General features: G+C 62.4%; 24 protein-coding genes. 18 read left to right on the forward strand and 6 right to left on the reverse strand.

Translation table 11 applies throughout. The annotated features are described in order from the left end of the window. Positions 1–97: 97 nt before the first annotated feature. Entirely contained in the window at positions 98–667 is a 570-nt protein-coding gene (locus ACP7D4_RS17700) for a DUF1415 domain-containing protein (RefSeq protein WP_426106480.1), read from the forward strand. Then, positions 648–860, forward strand: coding sequence for a DUF1289 domain-containing protein (locus tag ACP7D4_RS17705; RefSeq protein ID WP_426106479.1), 213 nt, complete (start codon positions 648–650; stop codon positions 858–860). Before ACP7D4_RS17700 ends, ACP7D4_RS17705 begins: the two co-directional genes overlap by 20 nt. A gap of 317 nt (positions 861–1,177) precedes the next feature. Here ACP7D4_RS17705 and ACP7D4_RS17710 read toward each other — a convergent pair whose 3' ends face one another. Further along, complete coding sequence (locus ACP7D4_RS17710) at positions 1,178–1,684, reverse strand: DUF1993 domain-containing protein (protein WP_426106478.1); 507 nt, start codon at positions 1,682–1,684, stop codon at positions 1,178–1,180. 178 nt (positions 1,685–1,862) lie between these two features. Between ACP7D4_RS17710 and ACP7D4_RS17715 the strand changes: the two genes are divergently transcribed. Beyond that, positions 1,863–4,979, forward strand: coding sequence for a bifunctional diguanylate cyclase/phosphodiesterase (locus ACP7D4_RS17715; protein WP_426106477.1), 3,117 nt, complete (start codon positions 1,863–1,865; stop codon positions 4,977–4,979). 53 nt (positions 4,980–5,032) lie between these two features. Here the strand turns inward: ACP7D4_RS17715 and ACP7D4_RS17720 are convergent, their stop codons facing one another. After that, positions 5,033–5,458 (reverse strand): thioredoxin family protein, encoded by a 426-nt coding sequence (locus ACP7D4_RS17720; RefSeq protein WP_426106475.1) that lies wholly within the window; start codon positions 5,456–5,458, stop codon positions 5,033–5,035. Between the two features lie 67 nt (positions 5,459–5,525). Between ACP7D4_RS17720 and tsaB the strand changes: the two genes are divergently transcribed. The 4 genes from tsaB to ACP7D4_RS17740 are packed head-to-tail and all read left to right on the forward strand — an operon-like array spanning position 5,526 to position 8,542. Further along, a complete protein-coding gene (gene tsaB, locus ACP7D4_RS17725) occupies positions 5,526–6,227 on the forward strand; it encodes a tRNA (adenosine(37)-N6)-threonylcarbamoyltransferase complex dimerization subunit type 1 TsaB (RefSeq protein ID WP_426210418.1) in 702 nt (233 codons plus the stop codon). After that, positions 6,224–6,694, forward strand: a complete 471-nt coding sequence (gene rimI, locus ACP7D4_RS17730; RefSeq protein WP_426210420.1) for a ribosomal protein S18-alanine N-acetyltransferase — start codon at positions 6,224–6,226, stop codon at positions 6,692–6,694. The genes tsaB and rimI overlap by 4 nt, the downstream gene beginning before the upstream one ends. Further along, a complete protein-coding gene (locus tag ACP7D4_RS17735) occupies positions 6,691–7,599 on the forward strand; it encodes a uracil-DNA glycosylase family protein (protein ID WP_426210422.1) in 909 nt (302 codons plus the stop codon). The genes rimI and ACP7D4_RS17735 overlap by 4 nt, the downstream gene beginning before the upstream one ends. Further along, the gene (locus ACP7D4_RS17740) at positions 7,583–8,542 is read left to right on the forward strand and encodes a DUF1853 family protein (protein ID WP_426210424.1); all 960 of its coding nucleotides are present in this window, start codon (positions 7,583–7,585) and stop codon (positions 8,540–8,542) included. Before ACP7D4_RS17735 ends, ACP7D4_RS17740 begins: the two co-directional genes overlap by 17 nt. A gap of 186 nt (positions 8,543–8,728) precedes the next feature. Here ACP7D4_RS17740 and lplT read toward each other — a convergent pair whose 3' ends face one another. Further along, positions 8,729–9,991, reverse strand: coding sequence for a lysophospholipid transporter LplT (gene lplT / locus ACP7D4_RS17745; protein WP_426106470.1), 1,263 nt, complete (start codon positions 9,989–9,991; stop codon positions 8,729–8,731). 128 nt (positions 9,992–10,119) lie between these two features. Here lplT and alr point away from each other — a divergent pair, with 128 nt between their 5' ends. The 3 genes from alr to ACP7D4_RS17760 are packed head-to-tail and all read left to right on the forward strand — an operon-like array spanning position 10,120 to position 12,953. Continuing rightward, positions 10,120–11,226, forward strand: coding sequence for an alanine racemase (alr, locus tag ACP7D4_RS17750; RefSeq protein ID WP_426210426.1), 1,107 nt, complete (start codon positions 10,120–10,122; stop codon positions 11,224–11,226). Further along, entirely contained in the window at positions 11,219–12,595 is a 1,377-nt protein-coding gene (gene radA / locus ACP7D4_RS17755) for a DNA repair protein RadA (protein ID WP_426106466.1), read from the forward strand. The genes alr and radA overlap by 8 nt, the downstream gene beginning before the upstream one ends. Before the next feature lie 37 nt (positions 12,596–12,632). Then, positions 12,633–12,953 carry a PilZ domain-containing protein gene (locus tag ACP7D4_RS17760; RefSeq protein ID WP_426210428.1) on the forward strand — a complete coding sequence of 107 codons (321 nt, stop codon included), beginning with the start codon at positions 12,633–12,635 and terminating at the stop codon, positions 12,951–12,953. Between the two features lie 248 nt (positions 12,954–13,201). On the opposite strand, the gene ACP7D4_RS17765 is transcribed toward ACP7D4_RS17760, so the two are convergent. Further along, the gene (locus ACP7D4_RS17765) at positions 13,202–14,452 is read right to left on the reverse strand and encodes a putative Na+/H+ antiporter (RefSeq protein ID WP_426210430.1); all 1,251 of its coding nucleotides are present in this window, start codon (positions 14,450–14,452) and stop codon (positions 13,202–13,204) included. Positions 14,453–15,203: 751 nt separating this feature from the next. Here ACP7D4_RS17765 and ACP7D4_RS17770 point away from each other — a divergent pair. The 8 genes from ACP7D4_RS17770 to ACP7D4_RS17805 all read left to right on the forward strand — a co-directional run bounded on the left by ACP7D4_RS17770 (position 15,204) and on the right by ACP7D4_RS17805 (position 23,714). Then, positions 15,204–15,995, forward strand: coding sequence for a hypothetical protein (locus ACP7D4_RS17770; protein ID WP_426106460.1), 792 nt, complete (start codon positions 15,204–15,206; stop codon positions 15,993–15,995). Then, entirely contained in the window at positions 15,988–17,202 is a 1,215-nt protein-coding gene (locus ACP7D4_RS17775; RefSeq protein ID WP_426106458.1) for a cation:proton antiporter, read from the forward strand. The genes ACP7D4_RS17770 and ACP7D4_RS17775 overlap by 8 nt, the downstream gene beginning before the upstream one ends. Next, positions 17,195–18,424, forward strand: coding sequence for a YbdK family carboxylate-amine ligase (locus tag ACP7D4_RS17780; protein WP_426210432.1), 1,230 nt, complete (start codon positions 17,195–17,197; stop codon positions 18,422–18,424). The genes ACP7D4_RS17775 and ACP7D4_RS17780 overlap by 8 nt, the downstream gene beginning before the upstream one ends. After that, positions 18,421–19,083 carry a response regulator gene (locus ACP7D4_RS17785; protein ID WP_426106454.1) on the forward strand — a complete coding sequence of 221 codons (663 nt, stop codon included), beginning with the start codon at positions 18,421–18,423 and terminating at the stop codon, positions 19,081–19,083. The genes ACP7D4_RS17780 and ACP7D4_RS17785 overlap by 4 nt, the downstream gene beginning before the upstream one ends. Beyond that, entirely contained in the window at positions 19,059–20,408 is a 1,350-nt protein-coding gene (locus ACP7D4_RS17790) for an ATP-binding protein (RefSeq protein ID WP_426106452.1), read from the forward strand. The genes ACP7D4_RS17785 and ACP7D4_RS17790 overlap by 25 nt, the downstream gene beginning before the upstream one ends. Before the next feature lie 62 nt (positions 20,409–20,470). Next, positions 20,471–21,403, forward strand: a complete 933-nt coding sequence (locus ACP7D4_RS17795) for a serine hydrolase (protein ID WP_426106450.1) — start codon at positions 20,471–20,473, stop codon at positions 21,401–21,403. Positions 21,404–21,534: 131 nt separating this feature from the next. Further along, the gene (gene pal / locus ACP7D4_RS17800) at positions 21,535–22,059 is read left to right on the forward strand and encodes a peptidoglycan-associated lipoprotein Pal (RefSeq protein WP_426106448.1); all 525 of its coding nucleotides are present in this window, start codon (positions 21,535–21,537) and stop codon (positions 22,057–22,059) included. 284 nt (positions 22,060–22,343) lie between these two features. Further along, positions 22,344–23,714 (forward strand): glutamine synthetase family protein, encoded by a 1,371-nt coding sequence (locus tag ACP7D4_RS17805; RefSeq protein WP_426210434.1) that lies wholly within the window; start codon positions 22,344–22,346, stop codon positions 23,712–23,714. 522 nt (positions 23,715–24,236) lie between these two features. On the opposite strand, the gene ACP7D4_RS17810 is transcribed toward ACP7D4_RS17805, so the two are convergent. Then, on the reverse strand, positions 24,237–24,707 hold the full coding sequence (locus tag ACP7D4_RS17810) for a SixA phosphatase family protein (RefSeq protein WP_426106444.1): 471 nt from the start codon (positions 24,705–24,707) through the stop codon (positions 24,237–24,239). Between the two features lie 29 nt (positions 24,708–24,736). Continuing rightward, positions 24,737–26,806, reverse strand: coding sequence for a polyphosphate kinase 1 (gene ppk1 / locus ACP7D4_RS17815; protein WP_426210436.1), 2,070 nt, complete (start codon positions 26,804–26,806; stop codon positions 24,737–24,739). Between the last annotated feature and the right edge of the window lie 47 nt (positions 26,807–26,853).

Genomic DNA, 26,853 nt, shown 5'->3' on the forward strand with positions numbered 1-26,853 from the left:
TAAAGTACTCCCGCACCGTTGCTAAACTATGAGTACCCGCAAAGAATGGTTACAATTTAGGGACGGCGCAACCTGCCAGACTTGACGAAAGCATCCCATGAACACCCCCAATCCCCACGCCGACGATGACCAGATCATCGCCGCCACCCGCAACTGGCTTGAAAAAGCCGTGATCGGCCTGAACCTTTGCCCCTTTGCCAAAGCGGTCCACGTCAAGCAGCAAGTGCGCTATGTCGTCTCGAACGCGACGACCCCTGAAGCCTTGCTGGAAACGTTGATGGACGAACTGCAACGGCTCTCGGACACGGCCCCGGAAGTGACTGACACGACCCTGCTGATTCATCCTTTTGTACTGAACGATTTTCTCGACTACAACGAATTTCTGGACGTGGCGGATGCTGCCGTGGAAGACATGCAGGTGGATGGCGAGTTGCAGGTGGCCAGTTTCCACCCTGACTATCAGTTCGCCGACAGTGATGTGAACGATATCGGCAACTACAGCAACCGCTCGCCGTACCCGATTCTGCACTTGCTGCGCGAGGAGAGCATCAGCCGCGCGGTCGAGGCGTTTCCCGAGGCCGAAGATATTTTCGACAAGAATATCGAGACGTTGCAAAAACTGGGCCATGACGGCTGGGACAAGCTCGATGTCGGCCCTGCCAAATGAGGCGCCCGTGAGCGTGCCCGAAAGGGCCGATACGCCGTGCGTGGCGGTGTGCTCAACGACCTTTGATGATGTGTGCCGCGGCTGCGGGCGCACCGTGATCGAGGTGGCCCATTGGGTGTCGATGAGTGCGCAGGAGAAGGAACTGGTGTGGCAGAGAATCCTGAGCCAGGGTTATCCGCGCCGGAATACTTAACAGTAATAACAGTAAGCACATTTACGCAGAAACGCACATCGTCCTCGCGCACGAGGCTGCGGCAAAACGTTTGCGCGCATTGGCGCTGGTCGCGAGCCCCGTCAATGTAGGGCGGAAAAGGGCGAGGCCCGCATTCCGCCATGCGTCTCGGCGGCGCATGTCGGAATGCGGGCCTTGCCCTTTTCCGACCTACGCGATATCCGACCATTTTGCGACAGCCTCGTGGGCGAGGACGATGTGGGTTCAATACTCCATGGGACCATCGGACCGCTGCATTGGCGAGAACGATGTCGCTACACCTCTACAGAGAGGTGCAGTTAGAAACTGCCAATAAAATCCTTCTTGCCCACTTCCACCCCGTTATGCCGCAAAATCGCATACGCGGTCGTCGCATGGAAGTAAAAATGCGGCAGCGCATAATGCATCAAATACACTTGCCCCTTGAACTGCTTGGCATTGGCCCCGCTGCTGGTGCTGATATCGCGCTGCGCGCTGGCCTCGATCCCATCTTGCGGCAAACCGTCGATAAACGCGATCACCGTGGCAATGCGTTCCTTCAAATCTGCAAACGACTGCTCGGTATCATCGTAGCGCGGCACATCCACGCCGGCCAGCCGGGCCGATGCGCCCTTGGCAAAATCGCACGCCACCTGCACCTGGCGCGCCAGCGGGAACATGTCCGGGTACAAACGCGCTTGCAGCAAGGCGTTCGGCTCGATCTTTTTTTCGGTTGCGTGCGCTTCTGCCTTGTCCAGGATGGCGGACAGGCTGGTCAGGATCTGCTTGAAAACCGGCACGGATGCCTCGTACATGGAAAAAGTCATGGAATTCCCCTTTGAAAAGTGCTGCGATCATAACAAGTTGCAGCCCATCCCGCTCGGCATGGGCTGTTTCCGTTTGGATGGCGCTTGCTTCATGGCTTCGGCGTCACTTTCCGTGCATAATCCATTTGGAATAACTTGCCGCGCTTATCCATGAAAAAAACGTTGATCCCCTTCTTGAATGCCTGATACCGTCTACCAACGTCTTCGCGCCCGGCTCGGTGCGCTGTACGGCCTGTCAATTTATGGCGCGCTGCTGCTGGTCGTCTTTGGCGGGCTGGTCATTCCTGCCATCGTCGGCAGCTATGTGCTGATCGGCGTGCAGGAGCAAAAGTCGGCCAAGACGGCGCTCAACGAATCGCTTCAGCGCAATGCCGACATCCTCGCGCTCGGCATGCAGGAGTCGCTCTGGAACATGAACGCCGATTCAGCCCAGTCGCTGGTCGAGTCGGTCATGCGCGACCCGTCGGTGCTGCAGATCCAGGTGATCGGCCAGTCCGATACCCAGTTCATGAACGTGCATTCGCCCAATCGCCCGATCGGCAATGTGTTTCGCGCCGAGCGCGACATTCTTGTGCGCGGCGAGCGCATCGGCCGCATCGTCGTCGAGATGGATGACGCCCGCAGCCAGCAAGACCTGCACAACAAGCAGAGCAACTATGCCTTTGTGCTCGCTTTCCAGCTGACCATTTCGCTGCTGCTCATCGTGCTGTTCCTGAACCGTCGGCTGCTGGTCCCGCTGCGCAAACTGATGAATTTTTCGGATCGTCTCTCGCACGGCGACTTTGAAACGCGGCTAGACTTGAGCGGCAGCGACGAGCTCGGACGCCTGGCCGGCCAGATGGAAGAAATGCGGGTCGCCATCAAGCGCCTGTTCGAAGACATCGGCCGGCGCGAGGAACGCTTTCGCACCATCGTTACCCAGGTCCCGGGCGCCGTGTTTCGCGTGCGTCCGGGCGGGCCGATCGACTTTGTCAGCGACGCCATCGAAGACATCTCCGGCTACCCGGCCGCGCTGCTGATGCGCACCTCGTCGGACAAATGGTCCGACATCGTCTGCCCGGAAGACCGCCGCATGCACGCGCGCACGGTGAAGGGGGCGCTCGCCGATGGCCGCCCTTACACCATCGAATACCGCATCACCGACGCTTCCGGCACCGAGCGCTGGGTGGCCGAACACGGCCAGCCGCAGAAAGACCCGGCCGGCGGCGCGGACTGGATCGACGGCATCATCTCCGACATCAGCGAGCGCAAACACAACGAGATGCGCATCGAAGGCTTGCTGGCCGAGCAGTCGGCCATCCTCGACAACGTCATGTTCGGCGTGATGTTCGTGCGCGGACGGCGCGTGGTCTCGGTCAACCGCCGCTGCGAAGAGCTGTTCGGCTACACCAACAGCGAGATGGTGGGCCAGTCGACGGCCATGGTGTTCGCCAACCAGGAAGCGTATGAAACGGCCGGCAGGGTGCAGTACGCCGCGCTGGCGCTGGACCGCAACTTCAGCGAAGAGCGCCAGTACCGGCGCAGCGACGGCACGCTGTTCTGGTGCCTGTTGAGCGGACGCGCGCTCGACCCGCTGCATCCGTCCGACGGCAGCATCTGGGTCTACGCCGACGTCACCGAGCGCCGCCAGGCGGAAGAAAAACTGCGCCTGTCGGCCACGGTGCTCGAACACATCGCCGACGGCGTGATGGTCATTGGGCTCGATGGCCGCATCATCGCTATCAACCCCGCGTTCACCCAGATCACCGGCTACACCGAGATGGAAGCGCTGGGGCAGGACTCGACGCTCACGCGCTCCTCGCGCCACGACAGCGCCTTTTATACGGTGCTGTGGAATGAACTGGCCGTAACGGGCTTCTGGCGCGGCGAGATCTGGAACCGGCGCAAGAACGGCGTGCTGTACCTGGAGTGGCTGACCATTTCGGCGGTGCGCGACAACAGCGGCGCGACCACCCACTATGTGGGCGTATTTAGCGACATCACCAAGGTCAAGGAGTCGCAGGACAAGCTCGATCACATGGCGCACCACGACCCGCTGACGGCGCTGCCCAACCGCCTGCTGTTCCACGACCGCCTGCAGCACGCGCTGCAGCGCGCCGGGCGCGACCATCGCCAGCTGGCCGTCCTGTTCATTGACCTGGACCGTTTCAAGAACGTCAACGACACGCTCGGCCACCACGTGGGCGACGAGCTGCTGAAACAGGTGGCGGCCGCCCTGGCGGGCCGCCTGCGCGACGGCGACACGCTGGCGCGCCTGGGCGGCGACGAATTCATCGTCCTGCTCGAGAACGTCGACGGCCAGTTCGGCGCCGGCCACGTGGCCGAAAAGCTGATGGCCATGTTCGAGGAGCCGTTCATGGTGTCGGACTACGAGTTGTTCGTCACCGGCAGCGTGGGCATCAGTTTGTATCCGAACGACGCCGCCGACCTGAATATGCTGATCCGGAACGCCGACGTCGCCATGTACCAGGCCAAGGCGCGCGGGCGCAACGGCTACCAGTTTTACGCGCCGTCGATGACGGGCGAGGGCGTCGAGCGCTTGCGCCTGGAAGCGATGCTGCGCCGCTCGATCGACAAGAACGAAATCTACCTCAACTACCAGCCGCAGATTGAAATCGATACCGGCCGCCTGATCGGGGTGGAAGCGCTGGTACGCTGGGATAATCCGGAGCTCGGCACCGTGCCGCCGGTGCGCTTCATTCCGCTGGCCGAAGACACGGGCTTCATCAACCAGCTGGGCAAGTGGGTGCTGTACGAATCATGCCGGCAGATGGTGCGCTGGCAGGAGGCGGGGCTGTACGTGCCGAAGATCGCGGTCAACTTGTCGGTCAAGCAGTTCGAGCGCGGCAGCATTGTCAACATGGTGAGCGAGATACTCAAAGAGACGGGGCTCGAGCCGCAGCGCCTGCAGCTTGAAGTGACGGAGTCGGTGATCATGAATACCGGCGACGCGCTGGTGTTCATCAACGACCTGCACTCGATTGGGGTGGGGCTGGCGATTGACGATTTTGGGACCGGCTATTCGTCGCTGGCCTATCTCAAGCAGCTGCCGGTGCAAACGCTCAAGATTGACCGCAGCTTCATCAAGGATATTTCGACGGATGTGAACGACGAAGCGATTGCGATCGCGATTATCCAGCTTGGTAAGAGCTTGAATTTGTCGGTGATCGCAGAGGGTGTGGAGACCGAGGAGCAGGCGGCGTTCCTGCTGCGCCATGGTTGCAACCTGGCGCAGGGGTATTTCTACAGCCGGCCGCTATTGCCTGCAGTGCTGCTGACGAACTGGAAACCGTAGATACCGGAAAAGCGCGAGCCTGGGCGGCCCCCTTTTCCGACCTACGGCCGTGCTCAGGGTGCGTTTCCCAGCAGCGTGCGCAAGTTGCACTCGCGCTGCCATGTGCGCCGCTCCTCGCTGCCCTGCGCCTGGCGTGCCAATTCCGCATCCGACTGCGCCACCTGCGACAGCAATATCCGCTCGGCCAGCACGGGATCGGGCAGCACGGTCCCGAAAAACGCCACCACGTCATGCCGCTGGATCAGCAAGGTCGGAAAATTATCCACATCCAGGTCCCCGACCACATCGGCCTGGTCTTCGATATCGATCCACACGAAATGCTTGTCCGGGTGGCGCGCGGCCAGCGCCTCGAACGCGGCCCGGTACGACCCGCAGGTCCCGCACCAGGCCGCGCACAGGCAGGCGACAAGCCACTCGCCCCCGGCCAGGGCCTGGGAAGTGGTGCCGCGGTTGCGCTCGTCAAGTGTGTGGCTGTGCATGAGCCGCATTCTACCTTGCCCGGCATTGCACTGCTCGATCGCCGCGCGGTCGGGTTAAAATACGGGGATGCCTATCATCCTCGCTATTGAAACCTCGTCCGAGACCGCGTCGTGCGCTCTGCTGTACGGCGCCACCGTGCTGTCGCGCGAATCGTCGGGCGTGCGCACCCATTCCCAGGCGATTCTGCCGATGGTCCAGGAACTGCTGGCCGAAGCCGGCATCAGCCTGGCCCAGTGCGACGCCATCTCCTTTGGCGCCGGCCCCGGCTCTTTTACGGGCGTGCGCACCGCGTGCGGCATTGCCCAGGGCCTGGCCTACGGCGCGGGCCTGCCGGTACTGCCGCTGGTCACGCTGGACGCCATGGCGCTCGCCTGCCGCCAGCAAACGGGCGCGGCCGACGTGCTGGCCGTGCTCGACGCGCGCATGGGTGAAGTCTACTGGGCCCAGTACCGCGGCGCGCAGCTGGTCGCCGGTCCGGCCTTGTGCGCCCCGGCCGCTGTTGCACCGCTTGTCACCGATGGCCCCTTGACCGCTTGCGGCAACGGCTTTGCCGCCTATCCGGATGCCTTTCAAGGGCGAGCGTACGCCGCCGCCGCGCTGACCGACATCATGCCGCACGCGCGGCAGTTGGCCGAGCTGGCGCTGGACGCTTTGGCCGCCGGCTTGGCCGTGCCGGCAGCCCAGGCCCAGCCGCTTTATTTGCGCAACAAGATCGCCTACACCAGCGCCGAGCGGCTGGCGATTAACGCCGCCAAGGCCGCCGCATGAGCATGCTGCGCGACCCTGATCAGCTGGTCTACGCGCCGATGGTGGTGGGCGACGTCGACGAGGTGTTTGCACTTGAGACCAGCGTCTACCCGCACCCGTGGTCGCGCGGGAACTTCATCGACTCGCTCGCCAGCGGCTACAACAGCTGGACGCTGCGCGAGGATGCCGGGCTCCTGGTCGGCTATTTTCTGCTGATGCCCATCGTCGACGAAGCGCATCTGCTCAACGTGGCGGTGGCCAAGGCGCGCCAGCGCGAAGGCCTGGGTCTGTACCTGCTCGACAAGGTGTGCGCCTGCGCGCGCGGGCTGTCGATGGCGTCGATCCTGCTTGAAGTGCGCCCGTCGAACCTGCGCGCGCTGAAAGTGTATGAACAATACGGTTTTACTGAAATTGGTCGCCGCAAGGCTTACTACCCGGCCCACAACGGGCAACGCGAGGACGCCATCGTGATGAGGTTCACCCTATGAACGGTATCGACAGCCGCAGCGCTGCCTTCCTCCAGGAGATGGGCATCACGCCGCTCTGGAGCTTGCGCGGGGCACCAGACGCAGTTGCGGCGCCGATAAGCGAGCCGATAAGCGAGCCGATAAGCGAGCCGATAGTCGAGCCAGTTCGCCAGCCGGTAGCCGAGCCAGCGCCGGCGCCGGTCGCGTATTCCGAAGCCCACCTGCCGGCCCGTACGCCGCCGCCTTCGGTGCCGTATTCCGAAGCGCACTTGCCCGCGCGCGCTCCCACGCCCGTGCTTGATTCGGCATGGGGCGACGAGCCTGCGGCGCCGGCGGTCACGGACGAGGAGATCGCCGCCATGGACTGGGTCCAGCTCAAGGCGGCCATCGCCAGCTGCCAGCGCTGCGACCTGTGCAAGGGCCGCAAACCGGTCTACGGCAGCGGTGCGCAGCAGGCCAGGTGGCTGGTCGCTGCGGGCGCTACTACCGCCGCCGACGAAAAGGAGCGCACGCCGCTCGCCGGGGACGCCGGCAAACTGCTGGTCAACATGCTGGCCGCGGTCGACCTTGCGCGCGATACCGAGGTGTATACGACCAACCTCATCAAGTGCCGGCCAGCCAGCGCCAACGGAGGCGAGCGCGCGCCCACGCTCGAAGAAGCGAACGCCTGCCGTCCGTACCTGGAGCGTGAACTGGCCTTGACCGGCGCTGCCATGGTGCTCACGCTGGGCCAGATCGCGGCCAATGCGCTGCAGGGCAAACCGCTGCAAGAGCCGCTGGCCGGTTCGCGCGGGCAGGTGCATGAGATCAACGGCGTCAAGCTGGTGGCCACGCTGCATCCGGGCGAATTGCTGCGGCGCGGAGCCGACAAGGCGCTGGCCTGGGCCGACCTGTGTCTGGCGCGCGCGCATGACGGCCGTGGCTGACACCTACCAGGCGCATTTTCAGCGGCGCTGGGCTCACTTGGTGCAGCCGCACGTGCGCGCCCTGGCGTGGCTGCTCGACGCGCCGAACCTGCTCGATCCGCGCGATCCGCACTGGGAAGGACGCGTTGCCAGCCTGGGCGCCCTGCCGCTTGACACCGACGCCTGGCTGGCGCGCGTGGACCAGGATCCGTCAAGCCTGAACGCCGAACTGGGCGAGCGGGTGTACACCCGCCTTGGCCTGTATGCCGAAAAGCTGATGGCCTTTTATTTTCGCGAGCACGGCATGCTGGTCGCCCACGGGTTACAGGTGCGCGCGGCGCGTAACGACACGGTGGGCGAGTTTGATTTCCTGCTCGATGCCGGGCCGGACGCGGTGGAGCATATCGAGTTTGCGACCAAGTTCTACCTGCTCGAAGGCGAGGCCGCCTCGCGCTTTGACACCTTTGTCGGGCCTAACCTGGCCGACAGCCTTGGCGCAAAGATGCGCAAGATTTTTGACAGGCAGCTGGCGCTGGGCAGCCATCCGGCGGCGCAGGCCGTGCTGCCGCGGCCCGTGGTCCGCGCGCGCGCGCTGGTCAAGGGCTGGCTGTTTTATCCGGCCGGCGCGGGGGGGGGCATGGACGGCATCTCGGCCCAGCATTGCCGCGGGTTCTGGTGCGCGGTGGGGGACGTCGATTTGCTCGACGATGATGCGTTTGTGGTGCTGCCGCGGTTGCAGTGGCTGGCGCCATACCGTGGCCATGCCGATGTATTGAGTCGCGCGCAGTTGCGCGCGCATCTGGCGGCGCGCTTTGAGACGGCGCCGATGCCCGTGCTGGTCGCTGCCGTGCGGCAGGAAGAAGGGGATGGCCTGCTGGTGGAAACGGCGCGCGGGTTTATTGTTCCCGACGATTGGCGCGCGCGCGCCGCGTTCCGCCAAAAGCTGATCTCGCAAAATACTTGAAACAATGGCGTTTGCCAACTCAGTTGCACACCCCTACATTGTCCTCGCGCACGCGGTGACCTACGGAACGGTTGCTCAGATGAACCGTTCCATGGGTTCCCGCGTGCGCGAGGACGATGTAGCTCTGCTGCTCCGTCGGCCGTTTTGCGACTGCCTCGTTAGCAAGAATGATGCAGCAACGATCGGCTAGTGCTTGTGCTCGCCAATGAGCGCGAGCGAATCATGCTCTTTTTGGTTGGCAGCGTGCTTGCGCATGATCATGAACAGCGTCCCGGCAACAAACGCGCCGAACAGCACTATAATCACATTCAAATCCAGATTCATCGTGATCATCACGGCGTACAAGGCCAGCATGGTCAGAATCGACAGATTCTCGTTGAAATTTTGCACGGCAATCGAGTGCCCCGCACTCATTAGCACGTGCCCCCGGTGCTGCAGCAGCGCATTCATCGGCACCACGAAAAACCCGGACAGGGCGCCAATCAAGATGAGCAGGGGATAGGCCAGCCATACCGATTTCACGAACACCATGAGCATCACCACCACGCCCATCGCAATGCCCAGTGGAATGACGGTCAGCGATTTTTTCAGTGGAATCATCTTGGCCGACGCGGCCGCGCCCACCGCCACGCCCAGCGCCACAACGCCGATCAGGCTGGTGGCCTCGTCGAGTTTCATGTGCAGCGATTTTTCGGCCCACTTGAGCACGATGAACTGCAACGTTGCGCCCGCGCCCCAGAACAGCGTGGTGACGGCAAGCGAAATCTGTCCCAGTTTGTCTTTCCACAAAATGGCGGAGCAGTTGGCGAAATCGGCGATCAGCTTGGCCGGGTTGCGCTCCTGGTGTTCGTAGACGGCGCCCGTGTCCGGAATGCGGCGGTTGAAAATTGCCGCCAGCACGTAAATGAACACGATGACCGACAGCGCCGCTTCGGTGGTGGTGTCAATCATGGTGTCGAAAAACGGAAAGTCGATGCTGAGCATCATTGCAGAACCTGCCTTGCTGACCAGCGCGCCGCCCATGACAGTGCCAAAAATAATGGACATCACGGTCAGCCCTTCGATCCAGCCGTTTGCTTCCACCAGTTTTTCGGGCGGCAGCAATTCGGTCAGAATGCCGTATTTGGCCGGTGAATACACGGCCGCGCCAAAGCCGACCACCGCGTAAGCGAGCAGTGGATGGACGTGGAAAAATATCAGGGCGCAACCGGCGATTTTGATCAGGTTGGCAATGAACATCACGCGCCCCTTGGGCAGCGCATCGGCAAAGGCGCCGACGAAGGCGGCCAGCAAGACGTAGAACAGCACGAACGATAATTTCAGAAGCGGTTTGAGCGAATCTGGCGCCTTCATCGAGATCAGGACGTCAATCGCCACGAACAGCAAGGCGTTGTCCGCCAGCGACGAGAGAAACTGCGCCGCCATGATGGTGTAGAAACCACGATTCATTCGTAAAGTTCTAAAAACTAGTGTGGGTTGCTTTATACCATGAATGGGCTTGAAGCCAAAGAATTCAAGGACGTGCGAACGCTGCGGTCCGGTAAAATACAAGTCTTTTACAAGCTGACTGTTTCCCTATGCCAAGGCCGTTGACCGCAACCATCCACATCGATTCCATGCAGCATAACCTAGTACGCGCGCGTGCCTGCGCGCCCGGCGCCTGTCTGTGGGCCGTGGTCAAGGCAAACGCCTATGGGCACGGCCTCGAGCGCGCCTTGCGCGGCTTTGCCGCCGCCGACGGCCTGGCACTGATCGAAATCGAAGGCGCCGTGCGCCTGCGCGAACTGGGCTGGACCAAGCCCATCTTGCTGCTCGAAGGAATGTTCGACCAGGCCGACGTGGCCCTGCTGGCTGAACACGGTATTGACAGCACGGTCCATACAGTCGAGCAGATCGCCATGCTGGAGCAGGCGTCGTTGCAAGCGCCCATTAATGTACAACTGAAAATGAACACCGGCATGAACCGCCTCGGTTTCACGCCGGGGGCGTTCGCCGCCGCCCACGCGCGCCTGCGCGCCATCCCCGCGGTGCGCAAGATTACCCTGATGACGCACTTCGCCAACGCCGACGAACTTGAGCACCCGCGCCTGACCATGCGCGAACAGGTGGCGCGTTTTCGCGCCGGCGCCGGCCATCTGGACGGGCCGCGCAGCCTGTCCAACTCGGGCGGGGTGCTGCACCACGCGGACCTGACCGAGGAACTCAAGGATGACTGGGTGCGCCCGGGCATCATGCTGTACGGCGGCACGCCGGGCGGCAAGAGCGCGGCCCATTTCGGCCTGTTGCCGAGCATGACGCTGGCCAGCGAGATCATCGGCATCCAGGACATCGTCGCCGGCGACACGGTCGGCTATGGCAGCCGGTTTACGGCCGAGCGCGCCATGCGCATCGGCGTGGTGGCCTGCGGCTATGCCGACGGCTACCCGCGCCACGCGCCGCACGGCACGCCGGTGCTGGTCGATGGCGTGGCCACCGCGCTGGTCGGGCGTGTGTCGATGGACATGATGACGGTCGATTTGTCCGCCATTGCCGGCGCGCGCGTGGGCAGCCGCGTGGTGCTGTGGGGCGCCGGCTTGCCGATCGACGACGTGGCCAATGCGGCCGGCACCATTGGGTATGAATTGATGTGCGCGGTGGCCCCCCGTGTGCGCATGCAAGAAGGCAACCTGGAACAGCATGGCTAAGGAAAAGACCCATTACACCTGCAGTGCGTGCGGCTCCATCAGCAACAAGTGGACCGGGCAATGTTCCGCCTGTCGCGAGTGGAACACGCTGGTCGAGACCGTACTCGAGGCCCCCAGCCTGAACCGCTTGTCGAACCAGCAGCACAAGAGCCTGGCGCAGACCGCACCCGTGCTGTCGCTGGCCGACATCGAAGCGATCGACGTGCCCCGTTTTGGCACCGGCATCGAGGAATTCGACCGCGTGCTCGGCGGCGGCCTGGTGCCGGGCGGGGTGGTGCTGATCGGCGGCGACCCGGGGATCGGCAAGTCGACGCTGCTGCTGCAGGCACTGGCCAGCATTTCGCATATCAAGAGCACCTTGTATGTCAGCGGCGAAGAATCCGGCGCCCAGATCGCCATGCGCGCCAAACGCCTGGAAGTGGACGGGCGCGACCTCAAGCTGCAGGCCGAAATCCAGCTCGAAAAAATCCTGGGCACGCTGGCCGACCTGAAGCCCGAAGTGGCCGTCATCGATTCGATCCAGACCGTGTATTCGGACGCGCTGACGTCCGCCCCCGGCTCGGTGGCCCAGGTGCGCGAATGCGCGGCGCAACTGACGCGCGTGGCCAAGCAGACCGGCATTACCATCATCCTGGTCGGCCACGTGACCAAGGAAGGCGCGCTGGCCGGCCCGCGCGTGCTTGAACACATCGTTGACACGGTGCTGTATTTTGAAGGCGACACGCAGTCGAGCTTTCGGCTGGTGCGCGCCATTAAAAACCGTTTTGGCGCCGTCAACGAGCTGGGCGTGTTCGCAATGACCGAAAAAGGCTTGAAGGGCGTCTCGAACCCGTCGGCGCTGTTCCTGTCGCAGCACGACAACCAGGTACCGGGCTCGTGCGTGATGGTGACGCAGGAAGGCACCCGTCCGCTGCTGGTGGAAATCCAGGCGCTGGTCGACACCAGCCACCTGCCCAACGCGCGCCGCCTGTCGGTGGGACTGGAACAAAACCGGCTGGCCATGCTGCTGGCGGTGCTGCACCGGCACGCTGGAATTTCCGCTTTCGACCAGGATGTGTTTATCAATGCGGTGGGAGGGGTAAAGATTACCGAGCCGGCTGCCGATCTAGCAGTATTGCTCGCAATAAATTCTTCGATGCGTAACAAACCCTTGCCGCGCGGCCTGGTGGTGTTTGGCGAAGTGGGGCTGGCCGGCGAAATTAGGCCCGCGCCGCGCGGACAGGAGCGTTTGCGCGAGGCGGCCAAGCTGGGGTTTTCGATTGCGATGATTCCAAAGGCAAATGCGCCTAAGCAAAAGATAGAGGGAATGACCATTGTGGCGGTAGAACGGATCGACGAAGCATTCAATAAATTACGGGAACTGGACTAATCGATGGGTGGAAAACATGCAAAACATTGGATCAACTGTGCCTAACGAATCACGATCATCGAAGCGTAAAATCCTCAAGGTCAAGGCCTTGCTGGCAATGGAAGGCGAAGACACCATCATGGCGCGCACGGCCGACGTGGGCGGCGACGGCCTGTGCCTGATGGTGGGCAAGTCACTCAAGCAGGGCGCGATCGGCCTGGTGCGCTTTGACCTGTTTCAGGAAGGCCAGGTGAAGTCGATCGCGGTGCGCGCCGCCGTCCAGTACTGTATCCTTTCCAATGGCGAATACAAGGTCGGCTTTCGCTTCGTGAATCTGGAGTTGTCGGCCATGGCGTCGCTGGCCAGGTACTTGCACTAGTGTCCTAAGTGGGAAGTTCATTGTATAAATATGCCGACCATCCCCCCGATGCTACGTTAACAATGCGCGCAAGGCCCCGGCCTTGCGCCGCTTTTGTTCCTTCCCTCACAGCGATTTCGGAACATGTATCAGCAAGGAACTTCCCACTGAGGACACTAGCCTGCAATTTGCACGGGGGCACGGATTGCCATCGGTGACCCGCAGCGGCAATGTTTGAAACATTCCGGCAAGTGAACTGCAGCGTCGTGCTACAGGAAAAACAGCGCGAGCATGGCCACTGCCGTTGGCGCCAATGCACCGAGCAGCAAACCGCCAACACCGATCGACTCATCATTAAACCCCTCGCGCAACAGCGCCACGCCGGCCGGATTGGGCGCGTTGGCGATCACCGTCAACCCGCCCCCGGCGACGGCGCCGGCGACCAGCATATACTTGGCCTGATCACTCATGCCCTCGATCAGCGAACCAAGATAGGTAAGGGCAGCGTTGTCGGTGATCGCGGTAAGCGCCGTGGCCCCGAAGAACAGCGCGGTCGGTTCAAGGCTTGAAACAATCGGCTGCAACCACCATTGCTGCATGCCCCCCAGCACCACCAGTCCCGCCAGGAAAAAACCAACAAGCAAGCCCTCCTTTAAAATCAGCGGGTTCTGATACTGCTCGTATGCTTTGCTAAAGCCGATGAAGAACATGAACAGTCCGATGAAAATGACGGGGTGGTGCGCGAAAGCGACCACGCACGCCAGGAAGGCCAGATGGATCGCGCTGACCCACACCGGGATGCGGTCGGGTGCCGGCGCGTCGTGCTCGTCAAGGATGTGGCGGCGCATGACATAGCAGATGACGGTAGCATTGATTACCACTGCGATGGCGCACTTCCATCCAAAGCTTGTGGCCATGAAGGCGCTGTCCCACGACCACGTCGAGGCGACCATGAGCACCGGCGGCGCGGCAAAGGACGTGAGCGTACCGCCGATGGACACGTTGACGAAAAGCACCCCGAGCGCGCCATACTTGAGCCACTCGGGCATGCCCTGATCCTGGCGAAATATCTGCGGTCCGAGCATCAGCGCGGCCAGCGTCATTGCGGCCGGTTCCGTAATAAGCGAACCGATCAACGGCACCAGCGCCAGGCACAGCCACACCCGCATCAAGGCCGTGCGCAGCGGCGTCATGCGCGCCAGAGCGGCGATGAGCGCGCGGATGGACTCGAGCACGGGTTTGGAGGCGGCCACGACCATGATCACGAACACAAACAGCGGCTCCGTGTACGTTCTGCTTTCGGCATACCCGATCGCCTGCTCTCCCCCGGAGACGATCGCCATGGCGACGATCAGCACCAGCGCCCACAGGCCAAATACCACTTCAACTTCCGCGAAGAAGTGAAACAGGCCGGCATGACGGGGATGCCGGTCGGCCAAACGTTCGAAACGCTTGGTGGCGAACGTGTGGACCAAGGCCAAGGCAAACAGGATTGCAGCAATGAGATTAATGTCGGTCATAACGAGTCTCCACTAAAAATTTAGATTGAAACGGCGCGGTGGTGTGCACGCCATCCGCAAGCGCAAGCGCTCGGACACGGAGAAACACGGAGAAACACCACATTTCCTTGGTGGCTGCGGTGAAGGCGGGTTGGCGCTGGCGCCACTGTCAACATTCATGGGTACAAGCGGGTCGGTGCCAATAGAATGCATGGGGGCGAACGAATACCGCGTGGCGGCCCGACCGACGGTGTTCCTGCGTCACACGGTTGTGTGCGCCCCCGTTTGCATTATAAAACAGCTCGCTGGGTCGCTGCACTCAACCGGTGCCGCCATCGTTCGCAGCCAATCAGCATCGCACGCTGCGAGAAGAGATGCATTTCACTAAGTATTCGCTAAGTGTGCCCCGCTACACTTATCGGGACGGCGCCGCTTTCTGGATGCCATGCACTTCATGCTGCAGGAGACCAGTACAGTGTTTCAACAACTTCGTGCCGTGGGCACAGTTCTAGCATTGGGCTGCGTATGCACTTTGACCCTGCTCGTTGCAGCGCCGTCGCGCGCGGCGCCGCGCCAGCTTGCGGCGCAGGCGGACGATGTCGCCCTTGAGTTTAAAATGCTGGCTCAGCAACGCCCCTGGACTTGCCTCGAACAGGAGGACAGCGACCCGCCGCGCACCGCTGGGGTCGGGGGCGTTGCCCAATGCACTTGGCAAAATCGCTTGCGCATGCGCCGATGGGGCGGGGTGGACGGGCCCATACAGGGGGCCTGCGTGAGCACCCAGGCCCAATGGTGGACGTGGGCGCGGGCGACGTCCACCCCTGTGATGGGCGGGCAGGCGGCCTGGCGCACAAGCTGGGCCAGTCACAGCATCGTCGACGAGCGCGGCCTGAAAAAACGCATCGTCATCTTGCAGCGCATGCCAGACAGCACGTGGAACATCACGGAGTGGCGCTGGCATCCATCGCCGCGCGCCGCCACCCGGCGCTGGCAGGAGAGCCGCTGGAAGCTGCTGGCCGCGCGCGCGCATCAATTGCGCGCTCCAGGGGAGGCGGAACAGGGCCCAGCCGAAGCACGCATGCTGCGCGCCGTTCTGGAGGCCAATCTGGGCACCCGCGTTGGCGAAATCGGCAGCAACGGCTGGCGCTGGCAGACCGACGCTCTGTGCCTGAGTGTGGATGGCGCCGGCCTCGGTCAGCAAATCATGCAGCTGCCCTATGCCGTCGACGACAGCCGACTCGAGCAGCGTGCAGCCATGCAGCTGCAGCTTGCGCGGCGCTATCCGAAAGCAAGCTGGCTGACCGCTTTTACCTTGCTGCCGGCGGCGGCGCACGCACGCGGCGGCGCCAAATTCTTTGCCATCTGGCGCGAGCACGCGACCCTGAAAGGACAGCTCTGGATTCCGACCAAGGGCGATGGCCCTTTGGTGCGCCTGCGCATCACGACGGCACTCCCGGTCGCTGCAGGGGGGCAACCCGATCAGCAAGCCATCGGGCGCGCCGCGCAGGTGGTGCAAGGCGAACTGAGGGGACTGGCGTCGCGCTGGGCAATCGCGTATGAGTGACGAGTTCGCCGGTCTCCCCCTATGGATGCTCTCGCCGCTCGCCGTCGTCGGCGCCGGCCTGCTACTTTCCCAAGTGATCGGCGTGCTGATGCAGTCGCGCGGCTTGCCCAAGCTGTACGGCGCCGTGATCGCCGGCCTGATCCTCGGCGTAAGCGGGCTGGGCATGGTAGACGCGGCGCTGCTGATGCAATTCCAAGAGCTCTTCAATGCCGCTTCGGCCCTGGTATTGTTCGAAGTCGGGCGCAAGATGGACCTGGCGTGGCTGTGGCGCAGCGGCCGTGAGGGCGCCGTGCTGGTGCTCGGCTGCGTGCTGCGCGGCCTGGGCGCATGGGCGATCCTGCTTGCCTTTGGCCTTGGCTGGGGGGAAGCGGCCTTCATTTCCGCCATCCTCATCGCAGTCAATCCGGTCGTGTTTACATCGATGGTCTCGGACGCGAATGCCAGTGGCGTGGCGACCTATGCCGCAGCCAATACGGTCGGCATCAGCAATCTCGTGGCACTGCTGGCCCTGTCCGTGTCGCTGGCGTGGATGCGCAGCCACAACATCAATGCCGAATTCGGTTTTTCCGGTGAGCTATTGCGTCAAGGGAGCAAGCTCGCGCTGGGTGCAGGCATTGCCGTTGTCTGTTATGGTCTGTACGCGATGGCGACGCGCATTTCGAAGGCCCAAGCCAGCGCGCGCCCGGCAATATTGCTTGCCGCCCTCATGATGGATCTTGGACTGTGTTCGGTAACATCCTCGAGCGCGCTGTTGTCCTTGCTGTTGATGGGACTGCTGTTGCGCAATGCGGAGACGCGCGAGAATGTGTTCCAGGCGCAAGTGAAGACTGCGCAGGATATCGGGTACGCGCTGCTGTTCATGATGTCCGCCGCCCTGGTGCAAGTGCAGCATCTGTTTCAATGGATGCCACTGATGGCAGCGCTCCTGGTGTTTGCCTCGCGTATCGGGCTGACCCGCCTTGCCTTGATGCCCAGCGGTGCCTGGAGCGGCAACAAAAAGCACGCGATTGCGCTGTCGCTGTGCTCGCTGGTCGGTTTCGGGTCGCTGGTGGTGGATAATTCAATGAGCGGCGCCTCATACATGAGCGACGCGGCCGCGAGCGTGATGGCCGCGCTGCTGGCGCTGAACGTACTGGTCGGGCCGGGGCTGACCTGGTGGGGCCTCAAACTCGCCGACGAGACGCACCAAGGAGATGAACATGGCTGACGCCACCGCCGAACAAGCGCGTTTCGACGCTGCGCAGGCACTTGCCGTTTCCGGCACCGGACCGGCCTATCTTCCGCCGTTCATGGCGTCGCAGCTCGGCACGATGGGTATCGAACTTGAATTGATGGTGCTCGACCGGCTGACCTACGATTTGATGCCCGCCGCGCCCGATATCTTGCGCCTGCTCGACATGCAGAGTAAAAAATGGGTCGCCACACCGGAGATCACCACCTCCATGCTCGAGGTTGCCACGTCGATCCTGAGCGGCTACGACGGCGCCGCCGCCGAGATTGAGGAGATTCGTTCCAGCGTCCAGCGCGCGGCATTCCAGGTCGGCGCTGCCATCTCCGGCGGCGGGGCGCACCCGTTCCAGAAATGGAATGAGCAGCGCATCTATCCCAAAGAGCGCTACCGCGAGTCGGCCAAGAAATACGGCTACCTGGCCAAGATGTTTACCGTCTTTGGCATGCATGTGCACATCGGGATCCCCGACGCCGACGACGCCATCCGGATCTGTGCCTGGCTCACGCAGCGCGCTGCGCTGTTCATCGCACTGTCGGCCAATTCGCCTTGCTGGCAAGGTGAGGATTCCGGGTTTTGCAGTGCGCGCAGCAACGTTGTAGGCGCCTTTCCCATGAGCGGTATCCTGCCTGCCCACATCCGGACCTGGCGCGATTTCGAAGGGCATTTCGCGCGCCTGGCCGCGCATGGCATTGTCAACAGCATCAAGGATTTTTACTGGGATGTACGGCCCAAGCCGGAATACGGCACGATCGAACTGCGCGTGCTCGACACGCCCCTGCACCCGGCCTACGCGGCCGCGCTGGCCTGTTATGCGCGCGAACTGTGCGTTGAAATGGCCGAAGCCGAAGGACGATGGCCACTGAACGATTCGCCCGAGTTGTATGCCTGGAATCGCTTCAACGCGGCCAAGGATGGTGTCGAGGCGAGCTGGATCAATCCATGCACCGGACTCGCGCTGCCGGTAAGAACAGTCGTGCTCGCTGACCTGGAACGGCTCGCGCGGCGCAGCACCGACCCGGGATTTGGCCAGGCCTGCCGCATGATCGAAGCACTGATGCAAGACGGCGGTCAGGCGCGCTGGCTACGCTCGCACATCGACGCCGGCTCCGGGATGAACGACCTGTCGCGGGTGGCGAGCGAAATGTTCGAGCATCGCCAGCCCGGCGTGCTTGCACCGGCAGCGGGAGCGCGCACATGAGGGTGCTGCTGGTCGAGGACGATCTGATGATCGGCAATGTGGTGCAACAGGAATTGCGCGACGCGAGCTATGCAGTCGACTGGGTATGCGACGGCCAGGCAGCATTGACCAGCATCGCGGCGCTGTCTTACGCGCTGGTTTTGCTGGACCTGGGCTTGCCCAAGAAGGATGGCATGGAAGTGCTGCGCGCAATCCGTCACGCCAAGAACGCCGTGCCGGTCCTGGTGCTCACGGCGCGCGACGCGACCGATGACCGCGTGGCCGGGCTCGACGGCGGCGCCGATGATTACCTGGTCAAGCCTTTCGCCATGAGCGAATTGCTGGCACGAATGCGTGCACTCACGCGCCGCAAGGAAAGCGCGATTGGGCCGACCCTGTCCAACGGCGTCGTCACGCTGGATCCGGCAACCCATCAGGCCAGCGTCAATGGCGCCGAGGTGCGCCTGACTGCACGCGAGTTTTCGCTGCTGCAGGCGCTGATGCTGCGTCCCGGCGCGATCCTGTCGCGCTCGGAGCTGGAACACCGCCTGTATGGCTGGAACGAGGAAGTCGAAAGCAACGCTGTCGAGTTCCTGATTCATGCTTTGCGCAAGAAACTGGGCGCCGAGATCATCAAGAACGTGCGAGGAGTGGGATGGATGGTTTCCAAGGGCCAGTAGCGGCCTCGCTGCGGTTCCGGCTGTCGCTCTGGCTCACGCTGGTGATCGTCACTATCGCCGCAGTCGCCGGTGTGATCTCCTTCGTTCTGGCCACCGATGAAGCGCACCGGATGCAGGACCAACAGTTGCGCCAGACCGGGCACCTGATCAGCCAGCTTGACGCCGTGCCCTCGTCGCCGCTGGCGCGCGAGCGGGCCGGCGACGTCGATTTCGATGCGCGGGTGGTGGTGCGCTTCCTGCGCACGAACCAGGGCTTGCCTGCCGCCACGGCGCCGCGTCCGCCCGTGTTTTCGAGCCTGCTCAGCGACGGCCTGCAGACGGTATTCGTCGGGCGCGAGCAATGGCGCGTTTTTGTCAAAACCAGCGACGAGGGCGTCCGCGTTGCGGTGGGCCAGCAAACCTCGGTGCGCAACGCGGCGGCGCGCGCCAGCGCCCTGCGCACGTTGACACCGATTTTGATCCTGGTTCCCGCCCTGGTGTTGCTGGTGGGCGTGCTGTTGCGTCAGATGTTCAAGCCGCTAAAAACGCTGGCCGACGAATTGGGCAGGCGCACCGACGCCGACCTGGGACCTTTACATCACACCAACTTGCCATCGGAAGTGTGGCCATTTGTGGTGGCAATTAACGCGCTGCTACTGAGAGTGGCCGGTTCGCTGGCCGTGCAGCGCAGGTTTATCGCCGACGCCGCACATGAGCTTCGCTCGCCGCTGACGGCGATGTCGCTGCAAGCGGAACGCTTGAGCGCGGCGGACATGCCGGGCGAGGCCCGCATCCGGCTCGAGGCCCTGAGTGCGGGCCTGCAGCGCACGCGCATCCTGCTCGACCAGTTGCTGACCCTGGCCAGGACCCAGGAGTCGCGCAGCGATCCAGGCAGCGTTATTTCGTTGCAGCACGTGATTCGGGAAGTGCTGGAGGACCTGGTCCCGATTGCACAAGCCAAACATATCGACCTGGGTGTGATTGGCGCCGCGGACGGCCACGTGCACGCCCGCTTCGTCGACCTGAAAGTGCTGGTCAAAAATCTGTGCGACAACGCGGTGCGCTACACGCCCGACGGCGGCCGCGTGGATATCACGGTGCGCAGCGGGGACGGCCTCGTCACCCTGCAGGTCGACGATACCGGGCCGGGCATCGCGCCGCAAGAACGCGAGCGCGTGTTCGACGCGTTTTACCGGGTACTGGGCAATGGCGAAATCGGATCCGGACTCGGGCTGGCCATCACGCGCACCGTGGCCGACAGTGTCGCAGCGACCATTGAACTGTCCGACTCGCGCCCGCCGCAAACGGGCTTGCGCGTCCTGGTGACGTTCAAGCAAGCGCGCTGACGGCCGCTTTACTTGCCCGAGCCGGCCGCCCACAGCATGAAATTAAGGCAAGCAGAAAAACGATGAAACTACCTTTCCCAAGTCTCCTCATTGCAGCAGCGCTTGCGCTGGCCGCTTTGGCCACGCCAGCGGCGGCGCGCGGCGCGCCAGCGGCGGCTGAAGCGCTCACCCGAGGCGCCACCGGCGATGTCAAGCTCAAGCGGACAAAACGCGCGCGCGCCCATCGCTCCCGCGCGCCCACGATGACGGCGCTGCGCTCCAGCGCCATATTGATACTCGACCCCATTACGCGCCAGGTGCTGTATCAGAAAAACGCCCAGATGGTCATGCCGATTGCCTCCGTCACGAAACTGATGACCGCGCTGGTCGTGATTGAAGCGGGGCAGGCGATGGGCGAGCTGCTGACCGTTACCGACGCCGACGTCGACAGGCTGAAGTATTCATCCTCGCGCTTGCGCATTGGAACGCGCCTGACGCGCGCGGCAATGCTGCATATTGCCCTGATGAGTTCGGAGAACCGTGCGGCGTCGGCGCTTGGTCGCCATTATCCGGGCGGCAGCGCGCGCTTGGTCATGGCAATGAATGCCAAGGCGCGCGCGCTGGGAATGCGCGATTCCCGTTTTGTTGAGCCCACTGGCTTGTCAAGCGCAAACGTGGCTACGCCCGCGGACCTGGCCCGGCTGGTACTGGCAGCGCAGCAGCAAGCCTTGATCCGCGCGTATTCAACCGATCCCGACCATACCATTGCGCAAGGACGCGCGCGCACGGTATACCGCAATTCAAACCGCCTGATTGCCAGCGCCGGCTGGGATATCGGGATGCAAAAGACGGGCTATATTTCGGAAGCGGGGCGCTGCATGGTGCTGCATGCTGTGGTGAAAGGGCGGGCCGTGATCATGGTGTTTCTGGATGCGCACGGCAAATTTTCGCGCGCGCGCGACGCCAATCAAGTCCGTTCCTGGCTGGTCAGTAATCGACAAGCAAGGCAGCCCTGAACCCGCTTGCTAAGCTTTTGCTAAGCTTTTGCTAAGCTTTTGCTAAGTGTCTCACTGTACGATACCTGAACAGTCAGGCGCTGACGGGCCCGGCAACATGGGCACAAGAATTGCACTATGGGGAGCGATAAATGATTGGAACAAGAAACGTCGTATGCCTGCTCGCGGCCGCTGCGCTGGCCGCTTGCAGTACGCCGGTAAAGTTGAGCGAGACGGCCGTGGCCGACCGGCCGATTGCGGCAACGGCCGCCGTACCAGGCGCCAGCGCGCGCGATGTGCTGTCGGTGCAAACCGGCTCGACCGACCCGCTGAACGATCCGCAGGGCGCACTTGCGCAACGCAGCGTGTATTTCGACTACGACAGCTACCTGGTGCGTCCCGACGGTCGCGCCGTGGTGGGGAACCACGCCAGCTATCTCGGCAAGAATAGTGGGCGGCGCATCATCATTCAAGGCAACACCGATGAGCGCGGCGGCACCGAATTCAATGTGGCACTCGGGCAAAAACGGGCTGAGGCGGTGCGCAAGTCGCTGGCCGCGTTGGGCGTTGCCGAGAGCCAGATGGAAGCGGTCTCGCTGGGCGAGAACAAACCGGTGGCAACCGGAGCCGGCGAGGCCACCTGGGCCAAAAACCGCCGTGCCGATATCGTCTATTGACGCGTTCGAGGCCGCTCGTCGAGCAGTAAGCGGACATACCGCGGCGCGCGGCGGCCGCGCAGGCCGTGGCTGCCGGCTGGTCGATCGGGCGTACCGGACTGGCGTCGAAGAGCAACACGAAAATGAGCCGCCGCAGATTTCATGGGCATTAGCCTTTTGTACCTCCTTCTAAGGAGGTATTTTTTAGCGCTCAGCATGGCGACAGGCTGCTGGGCGCGTGGCGCGCAGGCGCTGAAAAAATCTGATAAAGTTGATGTAAATACCAAAGCTTCGCGGAGGTGCGGATGGCTCGCCGGAAAGACTTTACCTACGCCGACATGGACCGGTGGCTCAACGAGCGCCAGGTCACCGAAATCGAATGCCTGGTGCCCGACCTGACCGGCGTGGCGCGCGGCAAGATCATGCCGCGCGCAAAATTTACCGACGAGCGGGACATGCGCATTCCCGAAGCCGTGCTCGGCATGACCGTGACGGGTAACTATCCCGCTACCGACGCCGCTTATTTTCGCGCCATTTCCGTCACCGACCGCGACATGGTACTCAAGGCCGATCCGGCCACCATCACCATGGTGCCGTGGGCGGTGGAGCCGGCCGCGCAAGTGATTCACGATTGCTATTTTGCCGACGGCACGCTGGTCGACTTTGCGCCGCGCAGCGTGCTGCGGCGCGTGCTCAAGCTGTATGCGGCCCGTGGCTGGGCGCCGGCGATCCGGCCCGAAGTGGAGTTTTACCTTACCGCGCGCAACCCGGACCCGGACCAGCAGCTCAAATCGCCCGTCGGGCGCAGTGGTCGGGCCGAAACCAGCCGCCAGATCTACAGCATCGATGCCGTCAATGAATTCGATCCCCTGTTCGAGGATATTTACGATTATTGCGACCTGATGCAGTTGGATGTCGACACCTTGATTCACGAGATCGGGGCAGGGCAGATCGGCATGGATTTTCTCACCGGCGAACCGCTGGCGATGGCCGACAAACTGTTTTTTTTCAAGCGCATGCTGCGCGAAGCGGCGCTCAAGCATGATATGTACGCCACCTTCATGGCCAAGCCGCTGGCCGACGAGCCGGGCTCGGCCATGCATTTGCACCAGAGCGTGCACGATGTTGCGGGCGAGCGTAATTTGTTCAGCAATCCGGATGGCTCGCCGTCGCGCTATTTCCATTATTTTATTGGCGGCTTGCAGCGCTATATGCCGTCGGCCATGGCGCTGGTGGCGCCGTATGTCAATTCCTACCGGCGCCTGGTGCGCAATACGACTGCGCCCATCAACGTGCAATGGGGGCATGACAACCGGACGGTGGGTTTTCGCGTGCCCGAGGCGGCGCCGCAAGAGCGGCATATTGAAAACCGCGTGATTGGGGCAGACGCCAATCCCTACCTTGCGTTTGCGGTGACGCTGGCCTGCGGTTACCTGGGCATGACGGAACAGATCGACCCGGCGGCGCCGCTGATGGGTAGCGGGCAGGGGCGCGATTTTGAATTGCCGCAAGGGCTGCCCGAAGCGCTGCGCCAGCTGCGCGCCGAAGACAAGCTGCGCACGGTGCTGGGCGAGCGCTTTATTGATGTGTATGCGGCCATCAAGGACCAGGAGCATCTGGAATTCATGACAGTGATCAGTCCATGGGAGCGGGAGCATTTGTTGTTGCATGTGTAGTTGCGCCGCCCACCTTGTTCTCCCGAATAAGGCGTTGAAAGACCTTTTGCGAGCCACCGACAGTTGGAAACCCAAAGACCTAAACAACATCGTCCTCGCGCACGAGGCTGTTGCAGAAGGGGCTTCGTGGACCGTAGGTCGGAAAAGCGAAGCGCATTCCGACAGGCGTTGACGAGACGCGCGCACGTCGGAATGCGCTTCGCTTTTCCGACCTACCCCTTTTGCAACAGCCTCGTGCGCGAGGACGATGTAGCAGTTATTGCGGGCCCCTCAATGCAAAAACGGCGAGCCGTTCAGGTCGCCGTTTTCTGTTCGCCCCTCGCAGAGCCACCCACTATTCGTGATCGTGGTCTTTCAACTGGTGTTTTCCGCCGCGTACTTCCTCAACAAGTTCATACGCAACAAGCCCCACCATTCCTCCCAACATGGCAAAAATAAGCGCACTTAGCATGATCCCAGGTCGCCCTTCAGCGATCCCTCTTTAGTTGATACCCTTAAACTGTAGCACTGCTTGGGAAGAATTCAAGCCTTCATTACCAGATCCGGCGCCATCACGGCCTTCAGGTACATGCTGGACGCATCTTGCGGATCGCGCTGCACCAGCCACCAGGCGTTGGCCTTTTTCATCTCCCAATCCTGCACCCGTCCCGATAGCAACAGCGCTGCCACCTGGCCCAGCGTGTTCTGGTGGCCCACGATCAGCACCGGCTCGCGCGCATGCGGCCAGTTGGCCGCCTGCAGCACGTCCTGGGGCCGCGCGCCGGGCGCGAGTTCCGGCATGATCTTGAACTTGCGCCCCAACGGCTCGGCCGTCTGCAAGGTGCGCAGCGCCGGGCTGACCAGGATGCGGCAAGCTTCGGGCAATTGCGACGTCAGCCAGTCGGCCATCCGCCGCGCCTGCTTTTGCCCCTTGGGCGTGAGCGCGCGCTGCATGTCGCTCTCGCCCTCCTGCGCATCGAACGCTTCTGCATGCCGCCATAAGATCAGATCCACGCGCTTGCTCCTCATGTCTGCCTTGTCATTTATGTCGGTGTTCCCAGTAGTGCCATCATGTGATGCTGCGCCGAGTACACCAACTGCTTGCCGCGCGGCTTGCGCCGGTGGTATTGGCCGTTCTGGTCCAGTTCCCAAGCGTTCGAGTTGTCTTTCAGGTAGGGGTTCAAACCTTCTTCGATGACGCGTTTCTTGAGCGCCTTGTCAAGCACCGGGAACGCCACTTCGATGCGGCGAAACAGGTTGCGGCTCATCCAGTCGGCGCTGGCCAGATACACGTCATGCTTGAGGTCGTTGCGGAAATAATAAATCCGGCTGTGCTCCAGGAAGCGCCCGATGATCGAGCGTACCTTGATGTTTTCGGACAGGCCAGGCACGCCCGGTCGCAGCGTGCACGCCCCGCGCACGATCAGATCGATCTTGACGCCGTCGTGCGAGGCCGCGTACAGCGCCCGGATCACCGACTCGTCCACCAGCGAATTGACCTTGACGATGATGCGCCCCGGTTTGCCGGCCTTGGCCAACTTGGCTTCATTTTTGATCGCCTTGATGATCTCGCTTTGCAGCGCGAACGGCGCCAGCCACAGGTGCTTGAAGGCGTGCGGCTTGGTCAGGCTGGTCAGGTGAATGAAGACTTCGTTGACCTCGTTGCACATTTCCTGGTGCGCCGTCATGAGGCCGAAATCGGTGTAAAAACGGGTGGTGGTCAGGTGGTAGTTGCCGGTACCCAGGTGGGCGTAAAACCGCAGTCCCGCTTCCTCGCGCCGGATCACCAGCGCCACTTTGGCGTGCGTCTTGAGGCCGACCACGCCATAAACGACTTGCGCGCCCGCCTGCTCGAGCTTGTCGGCCCAGTTGATGTTCGCTTCTTCGTCAAAGCGCGCCATCAGTTCCAGAATCACCGTCACTTCCTTGCCCATGCGGGCGGCCGTCATCAACGCTTCCATCAGTTCGGAATGCATGCCGGTGCGGTAAATGGTCTGCTTGATGGCCACCACTTGCGGGTCGACGGCCGCTGCCTGGATGAAGTCGACCACCGGCTGGAACGACTGGAAAGGGTGGTGCAGCAGCATATCGTGCTTGCGCAACTGCTCGAAAATATCGCTATTCACCGTCTTGGCCGGCATGCCGGGCACGAACGGTGCAAACTTCAAGCCTGGCAGATCGACCAGCCCGACCAGCTCTTGCAAGCGCACCAGGTTGACCGGCCCGTCGACCGCGTACAGGCGGCTGGGGTCGAGCGCAAACTGGTCGAGCAGGAACTGCGACAGCTCCGGCGGGCAGTTCTTGGCCACTTCCAGGCGCACCGACGTGCCGAACTGGCGTCCCTGCAGCTCGCCCTTGAGGGCCTGGCGCAAGTTCTTGACCTCATCTTCGTCAACCCACAGGTCGCTGTCGCGGGTGACGCGGAACTGGGAGTAGGCCACCACGTCACGGCCTGCAAACAAGTCTTCTATATGCGAGTGGATGATCGACGATAGCAGGCAGAACGAGGCGCCGCTGTTCTTGGACAGGTTGTCGGGCAGGCGAATGACGCGCGGCAGCACGCGCGGCGCCTTGACGATGGCAATCGCACTGCCGCGGCCGAACGCATCCTTGCCGCTGAGCGAAATGATGAAGTTGAGACTTTTATTCACGACCTGCGGGAACGGATGGGCCGGGTCGAGTCCGATCGGGGTCAGTAGCGGGCGCACTTCGCGCTCGAAATAATCCTTGACCCAGGCGCGCTGCGCTTCGTTGCGGTCGCTGTGGCGCACCAGGTGCACGCCCTGGGCCTGCAGTTCGGGCAACACTTCGTTGTTCAGTACGGCATATTGCTGCTTGACCAGCAAGTGGCATTCGCCACTGATGCGCGCCAGATTGGCCGCAAGAATGGGATTTTCAGCCAGATTGCCCTGGGCGAGCAGGCTGGCCACGCGCACTTCGAAAAATTCATCGAGGTTGTTTGATACGATACACAAATAGCGAAGACGCTCCAATAACGGTATCGAATTATCTTCGGCCTGCGCGAGCACGCGGCGGTTGAATGTTAGTTGCGACAATTCGCGGTCCAGGAATACGGCGCTTTTCGCTACTTCAAGTGGCGCTTTTGTTGTCATCTCTTTAAATTTACCGGTAATTTTGCCCACCTTAGTGTAATTTATGA

It is taken from the genome of Massilia sp. TWP1-3-3, assembly GCF_049897805.1.
In the GTDB taxonomy this organism is placed as follows: Bacteria; Pseudomonadota; Gammaproteobacteria; order Burkholderiales; family Burkholderiaceae_D; genus Telluria_A.